This is a genomic window from Allorhodopirellula heiligendammensis (assembly GCF_007860105.1).
Taxonomy (GTDB): Bacteria; Planctomycetota; Planctomycetia; order Pirellulales; family Pirellulaceae; genus Rhodopirellula; species Rhodopirellula heiligendammensis.
The window spans coordinates 1074452-1093365 of sequence record NZ_SJPU01000002.1; the positions used below are offsets into that span (position 1 = coordinate 1074452).

The window sequence follows — 18914 nt, forward strand, 5'->3', positions numbered from 1 at the left end:
CAGCCTACGAAAATTCAAACCCAACCTTCCCACCCTCCAGCTTCAGCTTGGCCTCAAACGTTTTACCCGCCTTGGACTTGAACCCCTTGAGCGTCGTGGTTTGGCCGTTACGTATCAGCTTCTTTGCCGTCGCTGCGCTGATGCGTTTGCCAGCGATCGTTTTCCATATAGTCAAACTACAGCCCTCTCGCCAGCGGCTGCAGCTGTAGGCTTTGGCAGTCTCGGTGACGGGGCTGCCGCACAACGGGCAAGCACCCAGGTCACCGTCGGCTTTAGCATCAGAGGTTGTGCGGGCGGCCTTCGACCTGCGAGTTTTTCCGCTGGTTGCGGGTTCTCCGTCATGACTCGACTTGCGACGAGCCGGCTTGGACTTAGACGCCCGTTCTCGCTCCTGTTCGTCACCTTGCGGGACGGGTATTTCGACGAGGACGCCCGACGCCGACATCCCCAGCAAAAATGGCTGTCGGCCCGCTGGCTGGATCGGCTGTTCGGTGACTCCAAGTTGCAGAAGCTCCCGAATCTGGTGCATCGATAGTTCTTCACCGCCGTAATTCGGTTGCAGTACAAACGGGCAACCCGCCTTCCAGCCCGAGCATCCAAAGGCCCGCTTGCCCGCGATGACGGGCTGGCCACAGCGTGGGCAAGGGCCATACGTACTGTGATCGAGCCTATCGATATCGCCCGATCGCACGATGTCGCGGGTGTACTCTGCGATCTCCTGCATGAACACATGGGGTGACAGCCGGCCGGCTTCGATCTGTTTCAATTTCGCTTCCCATTCGCCCGTCAACTCGGGAGAGGTTAAGTTGCGATCCTTCACGATCGCGACGAGGTACCTGCCGAGATCTGTGGCAACTATGTTTTTCTTGGTCCGGTCGATGTACTGTCGTTGCAGCAGCGTTTCAATCGTCGCCGCTCGCGTCGCGGGCGTGCCCAGTCCTTTCTCCTTCAGAGCTTCACGCAATTCAGCCTCGTCAACTAGCTTGCCCGCCGTGTCCATCGCCCCGAGCAAGGTGTTTTCAGTGAAGTGCTTCGGCGGGGCCGTCTCGCCCGCTTTGACGAACGGTTGGTGCGGACCGCTCTCACCCGTTTGGAAAGCGGGCAGTGTCTGTGTCTCGTCGGCATCCGCACTTTTCGGTTTGCGTGGGTATAGCACTGTCCATCCCGGTACGACGACACGCACGCCTCGCGCCCGAAACGGAAGATCACCAGCGGCCGCATCGACGACGGTCACCTCTTTCTGACAGGCGGGATAAAATGCGGCGATGAAGCGAACCACCACGGCGTCGTATACCTTCTCGGCGCGATCATTCAGACCGCTCGGTAGTGAGCCTGTGGGAATGATCGCATGGTGATCGGTGACTTTTGCACTGTTAACGATTCTGTTTGAAAACGGCAACGCACCGAGATCGAGTTCAGCAATTTCGTGCGGTTTGAGACTACTGAGCTGCTGGAAAATGGACGGGACCTCTTTTCGCATGTCCGCTGTCAGGTAACGCGAATCAGTCCGTGGGTAGGTAATCAATTTGGATTCGTAGAGCGACTGAGCCGCCGCAAGCGTATCGGCTGCGGAGATCCCAAAGCGACGATTCATGTCTCGCTGCAACTCGGTTAAGTCGTACAACTGCGGCGGCAGCGATTTCTCACCCCGCCCCTGGACCTGCTTAATCAGCAGTGGGTGGGCTGCGGCTCGGGAACGCAGTTGCTCCGCATCCGCTTGTTTCGTAAACCGATCTCCGGTGTAGCGAAAGTTAACTTTTCGGTAGGCCGTCAGCAGTTCCCAAAACGGCTCTGGGCGGAACGTGCGGATCTCATCGTCACGCCGCACGATCATGGCCAGCACCGGGGTCTGGACGCGTCCCAGACTCCACAGCAATCCCCTGACGCCGCGTTTGGCTTTCACGCCGGATAAGTCGCCCTCAGCGTTTCCACCGCGGGATCGGTAGCGCACCGTGTAGTTACGGGTCGCATTGAGTCCGACGACCCAGTCCGCTTGGCTGCGACACTTGGCCGCCGCATACAAGTTGTCATAATCGGTCAGTGGCCGGATCGAGCGAAACGCCGCGCCGATCGCACTGGGCGTGAGCGAACTGAGCCACAGTCGCTGAGTCGGTTTCCGCTCGCAACGCGTCAGCGACAGGATGTAGCGAAAAATCAGCTCGCCCTCGCGGCCTGCGTCGGTCGCACAGATCAGCGAGTCGGCTGCTCGGAAGAGCCGTTTGATAATCGCGAACTGTTTCTTGGCACCATCATCGCCACGCAACCGCAGCTCAAATTCTTCTGGAATGAACGGCAGTGAATCCAGCGTCCAGCGTTTCAGAGCCGGATCATAGTCCCCCGGTTCGACGAGCTCGACCAAGTGCCCGAAAGCCCACGTGACCTGATACCCACCGCCCTCGAGATATCCATCCCGCCGGCTGTTCGCCTTCAAAAACGAAGCGAGATCGCGTCCCACGGAGGGCTTTTCGGCGAGAATCACCTTCACAACCAATCCCCAGCTTCCGGCCAACGGCCGTACGCGTCACGCACGAAATAGAAAATATCCAGCGAAGCCCTCATTTCCGAACCGGTGGTCTTGTCGAGCATCCCAAAAAAGTTCATGATACCGTTTTGGCAACGAGCACGTCGGCGATATCGACCATCACGCCAACAACATACGCACCCGTGGCGCAACTGGATAGCGCATCGGTCTTCGGAACCGAGGGTTGGGGGTTCGAATCCCTCCGGGTGTACTCGACTTACGTTGATTCTTCTTTTGAAGTGTACCCAGAGTTTTGGGTACACTTCATTTCTGCCTGAGCAGTTTCGCGACTCTTAGTTGCCAATCTGGACTCGGTCGCCAGCCGGCCCAAAGGCTAACGCCTGAATCTCGCTTGCTGATAGCTTGAGGTGCGGAGCCGTCGCGTGACGTGCCCTGTTAGCGGAATAAAAGACGGAGCAGTCGCGAGATCCGAGTGAGCTGGGGTTTGTCGGTGTGACAAGCGGCGCCTCAGCTGCCCGAGAAAAATGCTTCAACACCAAAATGGATGTACGCCACGCGTCGAAACCAACAGACGTCGGGCGTCGACGAGCGTCCGGCCTGAACCAAGCTTGCCGCACGTCCGCAACGAATACGTCCAGATTGATGAGCGGCGTCCCCAATCGCTGGGGTCATGAAGAAGTCGGCATTCGTACAGGCATCACCGGGTCGCAGTGAATCGCCATCCGCGGTAAGAATGTTGAACTGCCGTGACTCCGGCGTCGGCCGCGAATGGCACGTAGTTATTTCCTAAGTCCTGCCAGGATCTGGCGTTTCGCTTCGTGGCGGTGAACGTGCAAGTAGTCATGATGTTTTCGATGAGGTTGTTTTATCTTCCTCGGCTCAAAGCGGTCCGCCATGTGTTTGGTGGGTGGAGCGAATGTGACGGGCAGCCGCAAGCTGCCCAGATCACGGGTTTGAGTCGCCAGTTTTTTAACGAATGGCTCCCACCCGTCAAACCTTGGACTTACATGGATTCTTTTATAAATTTCCGTCGCTGGTGATGAAGTAACCACACACAGAGTTGAATTTGCCCAGATTGAGTGCGAAAATGCTCAAGGGACGTTTGCCCTTGAGTTGGGGGTAAAGGAGATGTGGCAGGCCTCCCTGAACGGTTCCCAGCACAGATCGGAGCCGTCCGTTTCTAACCCGAGGCCTTCCACCCCTGTAACCTAGGCCTTGTAAAGATTTTTTCCTCGGGAGACAGTAGTGAATCGTTTATTCCTCCTTGTGACCATGTGCCTCACTTTGTGCGTGATCTCTGAGACGGAGGCGAGTGACATGCCTTCGGTCAGTGTGAAGCAGTTTGACTATCGCGCGATATCGAAAGGGAACAGTTGGACGGGGCGCCAGCTTTCTGATGCCATTCCGCTCAAGTCAGTTTCGCGAGTGGTTCTGACCGAACTTCCGTCCAAAAGTTTATCCAGTCAGCTCGGCCGAGAACTACCCGAGCGGGACATTCGAAACATCGCATCGAAATTCACCGAGATATTGTTTTCCGCAACCGGTCCGATTGAGAAGTGGAGCCAGTTAGCGGAGGAAGGCAAGTCAGCCGAGTTGATCGTTGTCACTTCTGATGGCGAGATCTATTTCGTAGATGTGCTGCAGAATATGGTGTCGTCAGCGCCAACCGCGTTTATTCTTCGAGGCGATGGCTTTTCCGTACGAGTCCCCATTGTTCGGGATCCCAACGAGAAAAATGCTGAGCCATGAAATGCTGTGGTCGTCTTTGAAGGGTGAATATCGAAAGTCGGGTTTGCCATGGCGAGGTCGGAGTTGTGTTCCGCCTCGAATGCGTTGAAGGAGGTGGGCCGCGCGCCGCTCAATCGCGCCGTCGCACCAACGCCGCTGCGGCGGCGATGGAAAGGACGGGAATTGCGGGGGATCGCATTCGTGGGTTACTCCAGTAGACCGCATGGACGCCGCTGAGCGTGATCACGATCGCGACAGCCGGCCACCACGCGATCCAAGGTCGCCAATGACGAGGATGAAGTTGACGAGCGTGTCGCCAGACGGCAACCAGGATCAGGGCATACACGAGACTGTGTAGCAATCCGACGATCACAATCAGACTCGTCGACCGCCCTGCGGTCGCGTGAGGGAAGGGTTGCCATAGTCGCGTCATACGCACCCAACACGAATACCAGAACATCTCGGGACGGCGCGCGATCGTGGACCTGGCCGCCGCATAGGCAACTTGATCATCTGCCCACTCATCGCCGCTCCGGGGCAGCGATTGGTACTCCGCAAAGAACTCATCTGGCTCCCACGCATGGCGACGCCAGGGCGGCTCGGTGGGCTTGTTTTCTAAATAATCATAGAATGAATCATTGTTGGCTAGTAGGAGCGTGTACCCGCCGTGGGTGGTTCCCCAGACGGGATGGCCGACGGCGGAAAGATTGCGAATCGTCCACGCTCCCACGCCCGTTACCATGATTGCGAGCGTGATCACGAACATTGCCGCGCGGGCCCTGCTGGTAACCCGGCCAGTGACGGGCAGGTACGCTGCGAGCATTGCTGCCCAGACGAGGAAGGTCGGTCGACAAAGGATACACAGGGTCAGCAGAGAGCCCAGAACGACGGCGTCGAGAACATCTGACCGGGTGAGGCCGCCCTTCGCTGTTTTCGGCTCGCAATCTTCTGTGCGACCAATCCGCACCACCCACCACCACCACGTCACCACCACGAGCGTCGTCGCGATGGTCTCGGTCATCACCAGTGACGATTGCCATAGCAGGATAGGATCGATCAATACCAACACGGACGCGCAGATGGCGGCCCACTTCGACAATAGGCGGCGGGCGATATCCCACGTAAAACCGATCGTCAGACCCCCTAAGACTAGCTGCAGGATGGCCACCGAAGGATTCGAGAGTGTGCCTGCACCGTCGACCAACCAGGAAAGTAGCCAGGGATATAGCGGAGGGCGAAATGCGGTCGGCCGAGCTTCCTCGGTTCCGACGGGCAAACCAAACACTCCCGTTCTCGCCAGCGTTTCGGCAATCACTCGGTAGGCATCGGGGTCATCTTGAAGTGACTCGTAATGGGTCAGCATGAAGCCGCCACGAACGATGAGAACGACCGCAGCCAAGCAAGCCAAAAAAATGAGGCGAGTGCGGGCTCGCCCGTTCAATCCCACTCCATCCCTGACATCTCCGCGACAGCGCTGACGAGTGCTTGCGTCCCTGCGCGACCGCCGCCCTTCGCGATCACGGATTGGTAGAGTTGTTCAGCCAGGGCTAATCCTGGCAAGCAAAGATTCATCTGTTTCGCTTCGGCCAGTGCGATGCCCATGTCTTTCACGAAGTGTTCGACGTAGAAACCGGGTTCAAAATCGCCCGCGATCATGCGAGGACCCAGGTTGCTCAACGACCAACTGCCCGCTGCGCCCGAGCCGACCGATTGCAACACGGTCGGTAGGTCCAATCCCGCGCGGACGGCGTAGACGAGCGCTTCACAGACACCGATCATGCCGCTGGCAATCAGGGTTTGGTTAACCATCTTGGTGTGCTGTCCGGCGCCGGGCCCGCCTTGATGTACGATTGTCTTGCCCATGATTTCAAGACAGGGCATGACCCGATGTACCGTCTCTTCGTTGCCGCCGATCATGATCGACAGAGTGCCGGCCGCGGCCCCGGAATCGCCACCCGAGACAGGCGCGTCGAGTGCATCGGCCCCCTGCTCGCTGGCAAGGCGTTGGATTTCGACCGCCAGCGTTGGTTCGCTGGTGGTCATATCAACGAGGATTCCATCGCGGGCGATTCCCGCCAGAGCCCCGCGCTGTGGATCGAGGAACACTTCGCGGACGTCGGCAGGATACCCCACAATCGCAAAGACAATTTGTGATTGCGTGGCGACCTCACGGGGCGACTCGGCCCATATCGCGCCCCGCTCGATCAGCGACTTCGCTTTCTCTCGGGTGCGCGTGGTTAGCGTCAGCGGGAAGCCTGCATCGAGCAAGTGACCGGCCATGGAACTGCCCATGACACCGGTGCCAATCCACCCGATGGACGGTTTATCAGTGGTCATGGATTCTATTTCTGCTTAGCCGCCTCACCGAGTCCCTCATCGACGAAGCCATATCCGCCGCGGCCTTCTTTCACGCGGCTTTCAACGTCCATGAGCGTCTCGGCGACGGACGTGTCCCAGAACTTAGAGATTGTTGCCGGCGGCAGCGGTTCGAGAGAGCGGAACAGCCGAAAGCCAATTCCGCGGGCGGGGTCACTGGTGAACCACCAAGGGCTGCGTGGGAAATTCGGATCATCTGCTTTCCATTCTTCATCGTCCGATGCCAATCTCGCAGCACTCCGCAGTTCCGGTGGCTCCATTTCCCAGCTTCCTCCACGGACTACACAGGGATAGGGGTTCTTAGGCCACCGGGTTGCCGCCGTTGCATCGCTTGGCTCTTCGTCTTGCATCCATCCATAACCGTCTTCGGTATACTCGTTGACCGTCCACTCTGCAGCGTTGCCATGCATGTCGTACAGACCGAAGGGATTGGGCTTTTTCGTGCCCACGTCACCGGGGCCTTCGAGCGAGTTGTCGAAGTGCCATGCGTAGTCGTCGATGACGTCTGGGTCGTCACCCCAGCTATAGGCAGTCGTCGTGCCACCCCGGGCAGCGTATTCCCATTCCGCTTCGGTGGGCAGACGGTATTGAGTGTTCGTCATCCGGGATAACCATTTGGTGAACTGTTGAGCCGCATACTGGGTCATGGTCACGGCTGGCTGAGACGGTTCGGAACCATATTCGAACGTATAGGAGGGCTCATAGAGTTCGGTTGGCGCGGTCACCGAATCGACTAGATTGGTCTCGTTGACGGGGCGAATGCCTTCGAATTCAAAGTCTTTGAAGACGCCGTACATCCGCATGTACTCTTTGTACATTTCCCAGCGAGTCTCCGTCTTGGCGACCCACATTGGCTTCGTTGATATCGCGATCGCCGGTCCTTCGTCCTCGACGAAGTCGGGAGCATCTTCTGCCGTTCCGAAGGTGAAATCACCGCCCGGGACGGGAATCATTTCGAAGGTAATGTCCGTTCCAGGGATGCGCTCGGTGTACGGCACCATGAACGTGCCATTCTCAAGTGCGACGTAGGGGCCGGTGGCCGGCTTGTCGCTCGCGATTCCAGGCGTGTTCGCGGCCGGCTGGGCCACGGCCGTCGCCACGTTGGGTTGGTCAGCCGACGCGGGCAGGGAAACGACGGCACCCGAAAGGACAGCGAAGCTGAGGTATGCGGAGACGAGTTTTTGTCGGTGCAGAGGCATGGCGATGAAGGTAGGGGCTAGCGAAGTGAGTAGGGACTTGGCGAGGGTCAATCGTCGTGGTTCACATCGGATTGAGATCGTTCGGAGCCACCATTCTAGACCCCCTGGCTCAAGATACTAGGGTTGCTGGAGGCCTGCCGAACAATACGCCGGTGGCGGATTGTTTTCTGTCTTTTCCCAATCCGTAGGATAGAATAAGGGTAGATAAGAATCCCCCTGAGCCGGTATTTATGAACAAGTCCAAGCCAAGCGTGTCGCATAGTCTGCATCAAAAAGCCGCCAGTGCGCGACAAAGTCTGCACGAAAGACGCGAATTGTGCGTCGTTCGCAAGGATCGCGAAGGGCATATTCTCTATGCCAATGAGATGTTCTGCGAATCGGTTGGGTTGAGTTCTGAGGAGGTTGTCGGAAAAACCGATTTTGAGTTGTACTCCTCCGAGGTCGCCGAAGCGGACTGGGTTTTAGAACAACACGTGATGACCTGCGGCCAGCCCGATCATGTGATTGAGGCATTCGCCAGCGACATTCGGGATCTCGACGCGCAAGATGACGAACTGCTCAAAGGGGACGTCAACGGCACCTGCTTTCTCGAAGTCATCCGCTTACCCACCTTCGGCCCCGATGGCGATGTCGTCGGTGTTGAAGTGATTTGCTGGGACGTGACGGAGCAGAAACGCGCCGATGCGGAATTGAAGAAAGCTCGATTCCTCATGGATGCGTGGTTTAACAACATTCCCGATGCGGTGTACTTCAAAGATCGCCGCAGCCGGTTCGTCCGCATCAGTCAAGCTCACGCGAGAATGTTCGGATTGTCCAATCCACGGGATGCACTCGGCAAAACAGATGCAGATTTCTTCGGGGATGAGCACGCTAGCGATGCACTCGAGGACGAGCGGAGGATCATCCGTACCGGTGAATCGATCGTCGGGAAAATTGAGCGGGAGACCCGAGATGGAGAACCCGACACTTGGTGCAGCACCACTAAAATGCCGCTGCGAAATGATCGTGGTGAAATCATCGGCACCTTTGGGATCTCGCGAGATGTGACGTTGCAGGTGCGGGCAGAAACCGAATTGGCGCGTGAGCGTGACCTGCTCAAAACCATTATGAATAACATTCCTGACATCATCTACGTGAAGGATCGGTACAGTCGATTCCTGACCTCCAATGAATCGATGTTGAGACTGCTCGGTGTGGATGAAATGTCACAGGTGGTTGGCAAAAATGACTACGACTTTTCACCGCCCGAGATGGCCTGCAATTATGTCGCTGATGACCAAAACGTCATGCGCTCAGGGCAACCCTTGATCGACCAAGAAGAAACCATCCAGCGTGCTGACGGTAAAACGATTTGGTTGCTGACGACCAAGGTCCCTCTGCATGGCAACGATGGGAAAGTGATGGGCATGGTCGGGATCAGCCGCAACATCACGGCTCGCAAGCAGGCGGCCGAAGAACTGCTGGCGGCCAAAGAACTCGCTGATGCTGCCAACCGTGCTAAGAGCGAGTTCTTGGCAAACATGAGCCATGAAATCCGCACGCCCATGAACGGAATTCTGGGGATGACCGAATTGTTGGCGGGCACGGAGATGACAAGCGAGCAACGGGAATTTTTGGGTCTCGTTCAACAATCTGCCGACTCGCTGCTGCGACTGCTCAATGATATTCTCGACTTTTCGAAGATCGAAGCCGGTCGTCTCGAACTCGACAACGCGCCGTTCAACCTGCGTGACTGCATTGGCAAAGCCATTAAACTGCTGACCCTCAAAGCGAATGAGAAGGGACTGGAGTTAGCAGGTCGGATTGATCCTGCAATCCCCAACGAATTGATGGGGGATGCTGGACGTCTTCGGCAGATTGTCGTTAATTTCGTCGGCAACGCAATTAAATTCACCAGCAGCGGCGAAGTTGTCGTCGATGTGAATCCGGAGACGCTCGAAGGCGATGAGGCGGTACTTCATATCACGGTGCGCGACACCGGCATCGGCATTGCCAAGGAAAAACAGCAGAAGATTTTTGAAGCGTTTGCCCAAGCCGATGCATCCACGACAAGACGATTCGGTGGCACCGGGCTGGGACTAACGATCTCCGCTCGCTTGATCCAGATGATGCAGGGGAGAGTGTGGGTGGAGAGCGAGCTCGGTGTGGGCACCACTTTTCATTTCTACGTCCACTTGGGGATTGCACCGGACCAAACCCCACGTCGTCCGGCGGCGTTCTCCAAAATTGCCGGCACGCGAGTCTTGGTCGTTGACGACAATGCGACCAATCGACGAATCTTACAAGAGCTCTTGCAACTCTGGAATTTAAAACCCGTCATGGCCGAAGACGGTGAGGCGGCGCTTCACACGATCTCGCAAGCCATGCGAGATGAGGACCCGTTCGGACTGATCCTTCTGGATTATCACATGCCCTACCTCGATGGGATTGGGTTTGCCCAACAGCTTGCTGCCCGGCAGGACGAGCTTGAGCACGGCCCCATCGTGATGCTCTCCTCATCTTTCGCGGGATTGAGTTCACCGCAGATGCGAGAACTCGGTATCAATCGCTATCTAACCAAACCCGTGATCGCGTCCGAGCTGCGAGACGTTGTCTTGGATGTGATGGGGGTCGAGCATGAGAAAAAAATTCAGCTGCCCTTGCGAAGCACACTTCCAAAAATCAAACCACGGAAAGTATTGCTGGTCGAAGATGGTCTGGTCAATCAACGCGTGGCACTTGGATTTCTTCACAAGTGGGGGCACCAAGTCACGCTCGTTCTCAACGGACGCGAAGCGGTCGAGATCCTTGAGCACGAAGAGTTTGATGTGGTGCTGATGGATATCCAAATGCCCGAGATGAACGGCTACGAAGCCACGGAGATTATCCGCCAGCGAGAACAGGGAACGCAACGACATCAATTCATTGTGGCCATGACGGCGGAAGCAATGAAGGGCGATCGCGAAACATGCATCGCTGCGGGCATGGATGACTACGTGTCCAAACCATTCGATGCCGCCGATCTGCAGCGGGCCATCGACCGATCGCCGGCATGCCAGCTCGAGGGGATTGAAACGCTCGAGACAGAGGAGAAAACGAGCCCGAGTGAGGCTGACGAATTCAACTCCTTCGCAGAGCAGCACGAACTCCAACACGAGAAAGTCATGGACGGGCAGGAACCCACTCAGGACGCGACGCACCCAGGTCCCGCTCCGCTGGCAGGGCCGGGTGAGCCGGAGACCGAGCGCGAGTCAATACCTGAGCGCGAGTCGAAACCCGAAAGCGAGCCCGAGCTCGATCGTGAGCCCGAGCTCGAACGCGAGCCCGATCGTGACGCGGCAGTTTCCGCATGGGAAGTCATCATGGGGAAGGCGTGCGGTGACGAGGATATGGCGACCCAACTCGCCATGGCGTTCGCGGAAGAGGCTGAGCAGTTGTTGCCGGCGATGCGAGATCAACTCCAGGCCGAAGATGCGGTACTGCTGCAGCGTAGTGCTCACACTCTCAAGGGAGCAGCTGGCTGTTTAGGGGCAGAGCGAGTTGCCGAGGCGGGACAACGACTTGAGCAGGAGGCGAAAAGCGGTGACCTCAGCAATGCCGCGTCCATGCTCGATGACCTTGATAGCTGCACGCGGCGTTATCTGGATGAAATCAATCACTCTCCAGCGATGCGTCCCCCTTCTTCTTAGACATCACAATCTCGTTACCGTTGTTTCGGTGGATGACTTTGTCCATGAAGGCATTGATCAACAGCAAACCTCGACCGCCACACTCGCCGAGGTTGCTGAAATCGGTGGGGTCAGGCAGGGAGCTCACGTCGAATCCAGGACCTTGATCGCGGATATTGAAGGTCACTTCCTCACGATTGGCGTCCATCGCAATGGTGACGTTGCGGTCGCGATATGGTGCCTGTCGCTGCCGCTCTCGAACCAATTCGCGGAACTGCTCGTCGGTGCCTTCGTAACGCTGGGCGGTACTGATCTCCAGATTACCGTGAATGATCGCATTGATCAGGGCTTCGTCCAGGGCCGTTGAAATCTGCATCTGCATCGTGTCGTCGAGCAATCCCAGTTCGGACAGAGGTTGCTCGAGTCGCGCGATCACGTTAGGGACCTGGATATCATCGTTGCCTAGCGATAGTTCGAGTCGGATCGACGTCAGCAGCGTGGACTGCTGAGTCCGGTGCTCCGCGACGTCGACCATCGACATCATCCGTTCGATCGTAGGGACCAAATCCTCGTTGAGTGTTCGTTTAGGTACGTAGCTCGAGGCACCTAAACGCAGCGCCTTGGCAGCAATTTCCTCGCTGCCTTTCCCCGTCGTCAGGATGATTGGCAAGCCTGAGAATTCTTGCCTCAACGCCGCGACAAGTTGCAAACCATCCATCTCTGGCATCTGCAAATCCGTGACGACCAAGTCTGGACGACGCTGGCGGACTGCCTCAAGTGCCAGCTGACCGTTGGCTGCTGTCATCACCTCATAGCCGTGCTGCTGCAACAGGAGTTGCATGCCAGTCACCTGGGTCATGCTATCGTCGACAGCGAGGACAAGTGTGGGTTCGGTCATATTCGATTCTAGGCAGTTGACTTGGTCAGAAAACCGACATCGTCTAGCGGAGGCTCCACACGAGCAGAGTCCTGTTCAAAAATCGCTGGTACGACGGATATTTCCTACGATTGTATCAGGTTCGCTGGAGTCAAGTTGGCTACTTGGATTTCTGGTAAATCGCAGTTAACAGCGACTCGGTATCTTTGAACTTCTTGCCACTGGCGACCGCGTCATCAATCAACTGTCGTGCGTCCGCTTCGCTGTGGCCGAGCATCACGAGTGCCTCGTAAGTTTCCTCGATCACAGGTGACGTTTCCGCGGCCCCGCCACTGAACTCATCGCCGGCCACCATCAGCGCGAAACGGGGCATTTTTCGACGTAACTTAGCAATGATTCGTTCGCTCGTCGCGGGACCAATTCCTGGGAGCGCCGACAGCGCTTTGCTGTCCTGTTCCTCAATCAGAACGGCAAGTTCCCGCACCGGGCGTACCATCGCTCGTAACGCCTTTTTTGCACCCACCCCGTCAACGCTGCAGAACAAATCAAAAAACTGTCGCTCCGGCAGGGTCAGAAATCCGATCAACCGAGGCGTCAGTCGGCCGCCCGCTGTGTTGCCCTCAATATAGTCGAGGGTGTGCAACCGAACCTCTTCATTGATCTTCGGCTGCAATTGCCGACGCGTAAAATCGCCGACAAAAACCTCGTAGTCAAACGGGCCCGCTTGGATCGTGACACTTGTTTCGTCGACGTGGCTGAGTTTCCCAGCGATAGCGCTAATCAATTCGATTTCCTTGGTGAGCTTGAGTACCTGAGGCACGGCACGGCTTGCCCAAGAATCTAGTGGATTAAAATCTATCTCGCCAGCCAGTGGGTCTCGCCACGAGGCAGCCTGTCCCTAATTGAATTAACGCAGCTTTGAAACGCCTGCACGCGGGCATTTTAGTCTACTCGTCCTCACCCTGAAGAACACGCTAATGTCACCTGATCTGAAATGCCGGATTGCCGAACTCGATTCCCGCTTGATCAAATTGGTCAAGCCAATTCGTGTCCTCCAATTCCTGAATTGGCCGGATTCGATTGAAGAGACCTTTCTCGAAGGTTGGCGGATGGGACATCCGACGTTGCCCGTTGTGGACTTCCGTGTACCAGAGTGGGGCAATGAAATTGCAGCGTTGGACGATTTCGTGGCGAAATGTGACGATGACGATCCCATCATGCAGTTTTTACAGCGGACGGCATGGAGCTATGCCGAGGCAGGACGCATGCTCATGGCAGCGGGAACGCCAGAATTTGCGGAGCGGTCGATTCATTTGTACGGGCGGCCCGACGACGCGTATGCCACGCAGTCATTCACAGGTGTTGACGCGGCGACGTTTCTGCTGGAGAAGACCGATCATCTTCTCCGAGGTGCCAGTATCGAGCCCACTGACGCGAATTTGACTGCCGAACAGTTTGCTGGACGACTGCAACAGGCCATCGATGCCTATTTCGTCGACGATGCGATCGATGTCGTCGTCGACAACGAGCTGTCGTCGAAGGCGATTGCCGGAACTACAAGAATTCGCATACGGGGTTCCGCAGTATTTTCAGACCTTGATTTCGACCAACTCTATCATCATGAGGCACTCGTTCACGTGGCGACGGCAATCAATGGTCGCCGACAAACCAACCTCCGGAGCTTGGGACTGGGAGCCCCTCGGACGACGCGGACTCAGGAGGGGATCGCGGTTTTCGCAGAACTAGCCACGCGGGCGTCTGACATTAAGCGACACGATCACACTAGGCCCCTACTTCGATTCGGGGTTTCTTCAGCGCCCCCGCTATGTTCCGCCCTGGGCACGTGACGTTGGCAGGCTTGCCGCGTCGCTGGCATACTCGTCCTTCATGATGAACGTCGACTTGAAGCTGGTCACCCTGCCAGGGTTCGTGGCGGCGGCAGCGCGGTCAGAGATGTAGCCCCACATTCCTCGTTCAGCCGGCGCGGCCGTGGACGACGCACCCACCGATGGAGCACAGCGACATTCACGCTCCAGCCAGCGCCGCTGCGGCGGCAGTTTCCGCTATCCTATTGAACATGTCTGATACCAGCGATCTCACGACCGATTCCCCCGCGGCGGGACCACCAGGCGTTTCTGCCGGCCGGGCTGAGCCGTTGTTGTCTCCAGCACTTTTGCACCGACTCGAACGGCTCGAGCTCGTGTCGCGAAAAATTTTCCGCGGAAGGATGAAGGGAGAGCGGATCAGTCGGCGAAAGGGGCAGAGCGTCGAGTTTGCCGATTTTCGCAACTACGTGCCTGGCGACGACCTGCGACTGATTGATTGGAATCTGTATGCGAGATTGGACCAGTTGTTCCTCAAGCTGTTCCAGGAAGAGGAGGACTTACATTTTTATGCACTCGTTGACACCAGCGCATCGATGAATTTCGGTACCCCGAATAAGCTACGCGTGGCTAAGCAGCTCGCCGCCGCGCTCGGGTACATTGGTCTGTGCCGCGGTGATCGCGTTTGCGTCCAGGCTTTGGGTGGGGCGGGCAGGTCCGCCCCCGTTGTCCGGTCTCGCAGTGGTTTGTGGAAAATGCTGCAGTATCTCGATGGTCTCGTGCCTGCACCGGCTCATGATCCGTCGGCCAATACATCACTCCATGATGGCGTCAAGGATTTTGTGCTCCGGGGGGTGTCGACAGGGGTGGTGGTGCTGATTACAGATTTGATGGACAAGGCGGGTTACGAATCTGCCCTGCGGATGCTCATCGGTCGACAGATGGATGTATTTGTGCTGCAGGTGTTATCGCAAGAGGAGCTCGATCCTCCGGTACGGGGTGATCGACGCTTGATCGACGCCGAAGACGGTGAAGCCGCTGAGATCACCGTCAATCAATACGTGATCGATAAATATCACGAAACACTTCAGGCATTCCTGCACGACGCTCGGCAGTATTGTGCGCAGCGGTCGATCATGCATGTCTTGGTACCGACCGACACGCCCGTTGAAACGGTGATGACACGATATCTCCGTTCCCGGGGAGTTGTCCGATGATCGCGGTACCCCGTGCTCTCGCCGCTCTGAGTTGGATTCCTGCCCTGACGGGTGTGTGGCCATGGGCGCTGCTGGCGGCCGTCCCGATCGGCATCATCTTGATGTACTTTCTGAAACTGCGGCGGGAACCTATCGAGGTCCCGAGTACCTATTTGTGGTCTCGGACCATTGAAGATCTGCACGTCAATAGTTTATTGCAGCGACTTCGCAACAGCATCCTGTTGTTGCTTCAATTGTTGGCCGTGTTGTTGGCGGCAGCGGCGTTGTTTCGTCCAGGCGTCCGCGGTCAAACCAGTTCACTCGGCCGGATTGTGTTCTTGCTTGATACGTCGGCGAGCATGCAGGCGCCTGCGGCAGATGCCGACAATGGGCATTCCGAAACTCGATTTGAGCAAGCCCGCAGACGCATCGGTGAACGGGTCGAGTCGATGCAGGATCACGAATCGGCGATGTTGATCACGTTCAGCGACCGAGCCGAAGTCATGCAGGGGTTCACGTCTGATCGCGGCCGCCTTCGTGATGCCCTTGCTCGATGCCAGGTGACCAATCGACCGACTGATATTCTCGCCGCACTTCGCGCTGCCGATGGGCTCGCCAATGCGCGGCGGGTTTCCAACACGGATGGCTCGGATGGCTCGGATGGCTCGGATGGCTCGGATGGCGAGTCGGGGGCCGACGCGATCCCTGCGGAGTTGCAGCTTTACAGCGATGGCAATTTTGCTGCGACGCTCGACATTGATCTCGGTAACTTGCAGCCGGTGTATCACGCGATCGGGTCGGAGCAGACTAAAAATCTTGCTATCACCTCGTTTTCCGCTACACGAAACTTGCAAGACCCGACACAGGTCGAAGCCTTTGCCACGGTCGTCAACACCGGTGGTGAGGCCGTGGCGACTGAGGCGTCCTTGTTTCTCGAAGGTCGGCTCGTCGATGCTACTGAGATATCACTCGCACCCGGGGAACAGAGCGGCATGTCCTTCACCGTCGAAGCGGCAGACGCGATCCGGTTGCGTTTCAGTATCAATGTCGACGATGACCTCTCTCTGGACAACACTGCCTACGCCGCCCTCACTCCGGCGGGTCTCGTTTCGGTCCTGGTTGTTACCGCAGGAAATCGTCCTTTGGAGCTGGGGCTGACGACCGACAAAGCGAAACGAATTGCCAGTTGCGAATTCGTTACTCCTGATTATCTGACGAGCGATGCATATGCAAAACGTGCTACCACCGGTCGCGACGATTTGATGATCTTCGATCGCTGCAAACCGCCGAAGTTGCCAGCCACCCATACGTTCACAATCGGCGAACTGCCCAGTGAGGATTGGAAATGGACAACTCCGACGGGCGGTCTGACACTAATCGATATCGATCGCGGCCACCCCATATTGCGTTACTTGGAAATGTATTCGCTACTAGTATTTTCGGGGCGTGGGATCGAGGGCCCTGAAGGCACGTCGACGTTGGTCGAATCTGATCTTGGCACGGTCATGGCAGTCGCACCACGTGGGGGCTACCGCGACCTCGTCCTAGGCTTTGCGATGGTCGACGAAGATGCCGACGGTGTCCCGCAAGCGAACACGAACTGGTATGCCGAGCGATCCTGGCCCGTCTTTCTACTGAACGTGTTACGGTATCTTGCCGGGGCGGCCGACTCGTCATCGGCACCCACTTACCAGCCAGGCGATACCGTTCCTGTGCGTCTGGAAGGCGTCGTTAACGAGGTGGAGTTGGTGCGCACCGACGATGCCGATCGCGATACCTCGCTAGAGGTCCTGGCTGTTGGTGAAGGAGGCAGCCTCGAAATCGTCGATACGGATCTACCAGGGAACTACCAGCTTACCAGCGTCGAGAGCCGCCTTCCGCTGCCAAGCGACACTCGCACGGACCCTCGGACAAACGTCGTTGATCGCTTTGCGGTCAACCTGTTTGATACTCAAGAAAGCAGCGTTTCCACCAAACCGGACGTTGAAATCGGATACCAGAGGGTAACCGCGACCAGCGCGGGCATCGAGTCACGCCGCGAGTATTGGCGTCTGCTTCTGATGCTCGCGCTCGCCGTATTGCTCGGCGAATGGTGGCTGTACAGTCGGCGGGTGAGCTAGCAGCATATTGAGTGAGTTGGTTTCGCTGTCCGAACGAAAACAAATACACAAATACCAGCCCGAAGCGCCAGCGAGGGACGAGATGGACGGTCTCGCTGGCGCTTCGGGTTAGTGAATCAACAGCCAGCTAACCATGCACCGACAAATTGAGTTTAAACGCGTCGGGCAACGAACAGGATCAAGAGAATTAACAAAATCGTTCCTAGAATTCCACCGCCAATATACATTTCAATCTCTCCGCAAGGGTTAATAGAATCCGCGTTGAAGTAACACGCGGACTGAACGAAGAGCTGTAGTAGCAACCGCCGTGCCAATGCGTTCGCAAAACGATATTTAGAGGAAACAGCCGGTTCGAGTGCCTGATGAGGTTCGCCCGCGAAGACCTCGCTTGGCGATCTCTTTCGAATCGAACGAGGACCGCTGCTGAAGTGTTACGAGGTCTAGTGTGGTGCAACGAGTGGTTGCAAGGCCGGCCTCGGTAGCGTTCCTAAACGCCCAAAGCTGTTCGCAATTGCTCGTGGAACTTAGGTATGTTTTCATAGGGGGACTCATCCTCATATTCGAGGATGACGTACCCTTGATAGCCAGAGTCTTTGAGAATGTCTCCAATCCGTGGCAAGTCGGCCGGATAGATTTTTCCAGCGGGCGTTTTCATGCTGGCTTTGACTTGCACATTGACTGCGTAGGGGGCACAAGCGGCGAGATCAGCATAGGGGGTCTCGCTGTGAAAGTTACCGGTATCAAGATTGATGCCGATCCATGGGCTGTCCACTCGCCGCATGATTTCTAGCATGTTTGCGGCTGTGAGATTCCCATGGTTCTCCACGCCGATGAAGACACCTTGGGTCGCTGCGTGGGCAGCGCATTGGCTGAGTGCCGCAATCGCCTCGTCAAGCCGATTCGTGTCTTCGTTGAGATCCTTAGCGGTGCCAGCAAAGAACCGCACGTGGGGTGCTCCGAGGACGGCGGCGCGGTCGATCCACTGCTTCGCCGCAGCGACTTCGTCATCGAGTCGTTGGCCTCGTCCGACGGTGAAATTATTTCCAATTGCTGTTCCTGAGATCGCTACGCCCCGCAGGAACGCCGCGTGTCGCAACGACAACAAATAGGCTTGGTCACAGGCTGGGGGAAAGAAGTAGCTGGTCAGTTCCGCGGCATCAAAGTTTTGGGCGACACAGTAATCAAGAAAATCCAACATGTCGATTTCTTGACTGCCCTGCGGAACTTCCTGTCTCCTGCCACGGGAAAAACCGAAGTACTCTCGTAGGGAATAGGCAGCCAATCCAATACTCAGTCGAGGCGGACCGGTTCGTTGAAACGGCCCACGGCCGAAAGCAGACGAAGCAGTGGCCGACGCAGCAGCAAGCCCAACAAGAAAATCACGACGCTGCATAAGAAACACCTTGTGCGAGAACTGATCGGTTCACTTTGAAACAGCCTGTTGACGCTGATAGGCTGACTGAGCA

General features: G+C 56.9%; 13 protein-coding genes and 1 tRNA gene. 7 read left to right on the forward strand and 7 right to left on the reverse strand.

What is annotated here, in order from left to right; translation table 11 throughout:
• Window positions 1-4 precede the first annotated feature (4 nt).
• The gene (locus Poly21_RS14355; protein WP_302118926.1) at window positions 5-2509 is read right to left on the reverse strand and encodes a type IA DNA topoisomerase; all 2505 of its coding nucleotides are present in this window, start codon (window positions 2507-2509) and stop codon (window positions 5-7) included.
• Between the two features lie 149 nt (window positions 2510-2658).
• Between Poly21_RS14355 and Poly21_RS14360 the strand changes: the two genes are divergently transcribed.
• Both Poly21_RS14360 and Poly21_RS14365 read left to right on the forward strand, forming a co-directional pair.
• Window positions 2659-2732, forward strand: a tRNA-Arg gene (locus Poly21_RS14360).
• 995 nt (window positions 2733-3727) lie between these two features.
• On the forward strand, window positions 3728-4231 hold the full coding sequence (locus Poly21_RS14365; protein WP_146407654.1) for a hypothetical protein: 504 nt from the start codon (window positions 3728-3730) through the stop codon (window positions 4229-4231).
• 109 nt (window positions 4232-4340) lie between these two features.
• Here Poly21_RS14365 and Poly21_RS14370 read toward each other — a convergent pair whose 3' ends face one another.
• Genes Poly21_RS14370 through Poly21_RS14380 form a run of 3 tightly spaced genes read right to left on the reverse strand, consistent with a single transcriptional unit; the run spans window position 4341 to window position 7785 of the window.
• A complete protein-coding gene (locus Poly21_RS14370) occupies window positions 4341-5618 on the reverse strand; it encodes a glycosyltransferase family protein (RefSeq protein WP_302118927.1) in 1278 nt (425 codons plus the stop codon).
• A 29-nt stretch (window positions 5619-5647) separates the two neighbouring features.
• Window positions 5648-6547, reverse strand: coding sequence for an NAD(P)-dependent oxidoreductase (locus tag Poly21_RS14375; RefSeq protein WP_146407655.1), 900 nt, complete (start codon window positions 6545-6547; stop codon window positions 5648-5650).
• Window positions 6548-6552: 5 nt separating this feature from the next.
• Window positions 6553-7785, reverse strand: a complete 1233-nt coding sequence (locus Poly21_RS14380; protein WP_146407656.1) for a formylglycine-generating enzyme family protein — start codon at window positions 7783-7785, stop codon at window positions 6553-6555.
• Window positions 7786-8015: 230 nt separating this feature from the next.
• On the opposite strand from Poly21_RS14380, the gene Poly21_RS14385 reads away from it, so the two are divergent.
• Complete coding sequence (locus tag Poly21_RS14385; RefSeq protein ID WP_146407657.1) at window positions 8016-11453, forward strand: PAS domain-containing protein; 3438 nt, start codon at window positions 8016-8018, stop codon at window positions 11451-11453.
• On the opposite strand, the gene Poly21_RS14390 is transcribed toward Poly21_RS14385, so the two are convergent.
• Together Poly21_RS14390 and ruvA are read right to left on the reverse strand one after the other, a co-directional pair.
• A complete protein-coding gene (locus Poly21_RS14390) occupies window positions 11416-12330 on the reverse strand; it encodes a response regulator (RefSeq protein WP_146407658.1) in 915 nt (304 codons plus the stop codon). The two genes, Poly21_RS14385 and Poly21_RS14390, sit on opposite strands and share 38 nt — an antisense overlap.
• Before the next feature lie 139 nt (window positions 12331-12469).
• Window positions 12470-13093 (reverse strand): Holliday junction branch migration protein RuvA, encoded by a 624-nt coding sequence (gene ruvA / locus Poly21_RS14395; protein WP_146408706.1) that lies wholly within the window; start codon window positions 13091-13093, stop codon window positions 12470-12472.
• 193 nt (window positions 13094-13286) lie between these two features.
• Here ruvA and Poly21_RS14400 point away from each other — a divergent pair, with 193 nt between their 5' ends.
• Genes Poly21_RS14400 through Poly21_RS14410 form a run of 4 tightly spaced genes read left to right on the forward strand, consistent with a single transcriptional unit; the run spans window position 13287 to window position 17448 of the window.
• Window positions 13287-14156, forward strand: a complete 870-nt coding sequence (locus Poly21_RS14400; protein WP_302118928.1) for a tyrosine/phenylalanine carboxypeptidase domain-containing protein — start codon at window positions 13287-13289, stop codon at window positions 14154-14156.
• The gene (locus tag Poly21_RS28320) at window positions 14086-14268 is read left to right on the forward strand and encodes a hypothetical protein (protein ID WP_367302561.1); all 183 of its coding nucleotides are present in this window, start codon (window positions 14086-14088) and stop codon (window positions 14266-14268) included. Before Poly21_RS14400 ends, Poly21_RS28320 begins: the two co-directional genes overlap by 71 nt.
• 49 nt (window positions 14269-14317) lie before the next feature.
• Window positions 14318-15349 carry a DUF58 domain-containing protein gene (locus tag Poly21_RS14405; RefSeq protein ID WP_146407659.1) on the forward strand — a complete coding sequence of 344 codons (1032 nt, stop codon included), beginning with the start codon at window positions 14318-14320 and terminating at the stop codon, window positions 15347-15349.
• Window positions 15346-17448: a vWA domain-containing protein gene (locus tag Poly21_RS14410; RefSeq protein ID WP_146407660.1), complete on the forward strand. Its 2103-nt coding sequence runs from the start codon at window positions 15346-15348 to the stop codon at window positions 17446-17448. Before Poly21_RS14405 ends, Poly21_RS14410 begins: the two co-directional genes overlap by 4 nt.
• 487 nt (window positions 17449-17935) lie before the next feature.
• On the opposite strand, the gene Poly21_RS14415 is transcribed toward Poly21_RS14410, so the two are convergent.
• Window positions 17936-18646 (reverse strand): sugar phosphate isomerase/epimerase family protein, encoded by a 711-nt coding sequence (locus Poly21_RS14415; protein ID WP_302118930.1) that lies wholly within the window; start codon window positions 18644-18646, stop codon window positions 17936-17938.
• Window positions 18647-18914: the final 268 nt, after the last annotated feature.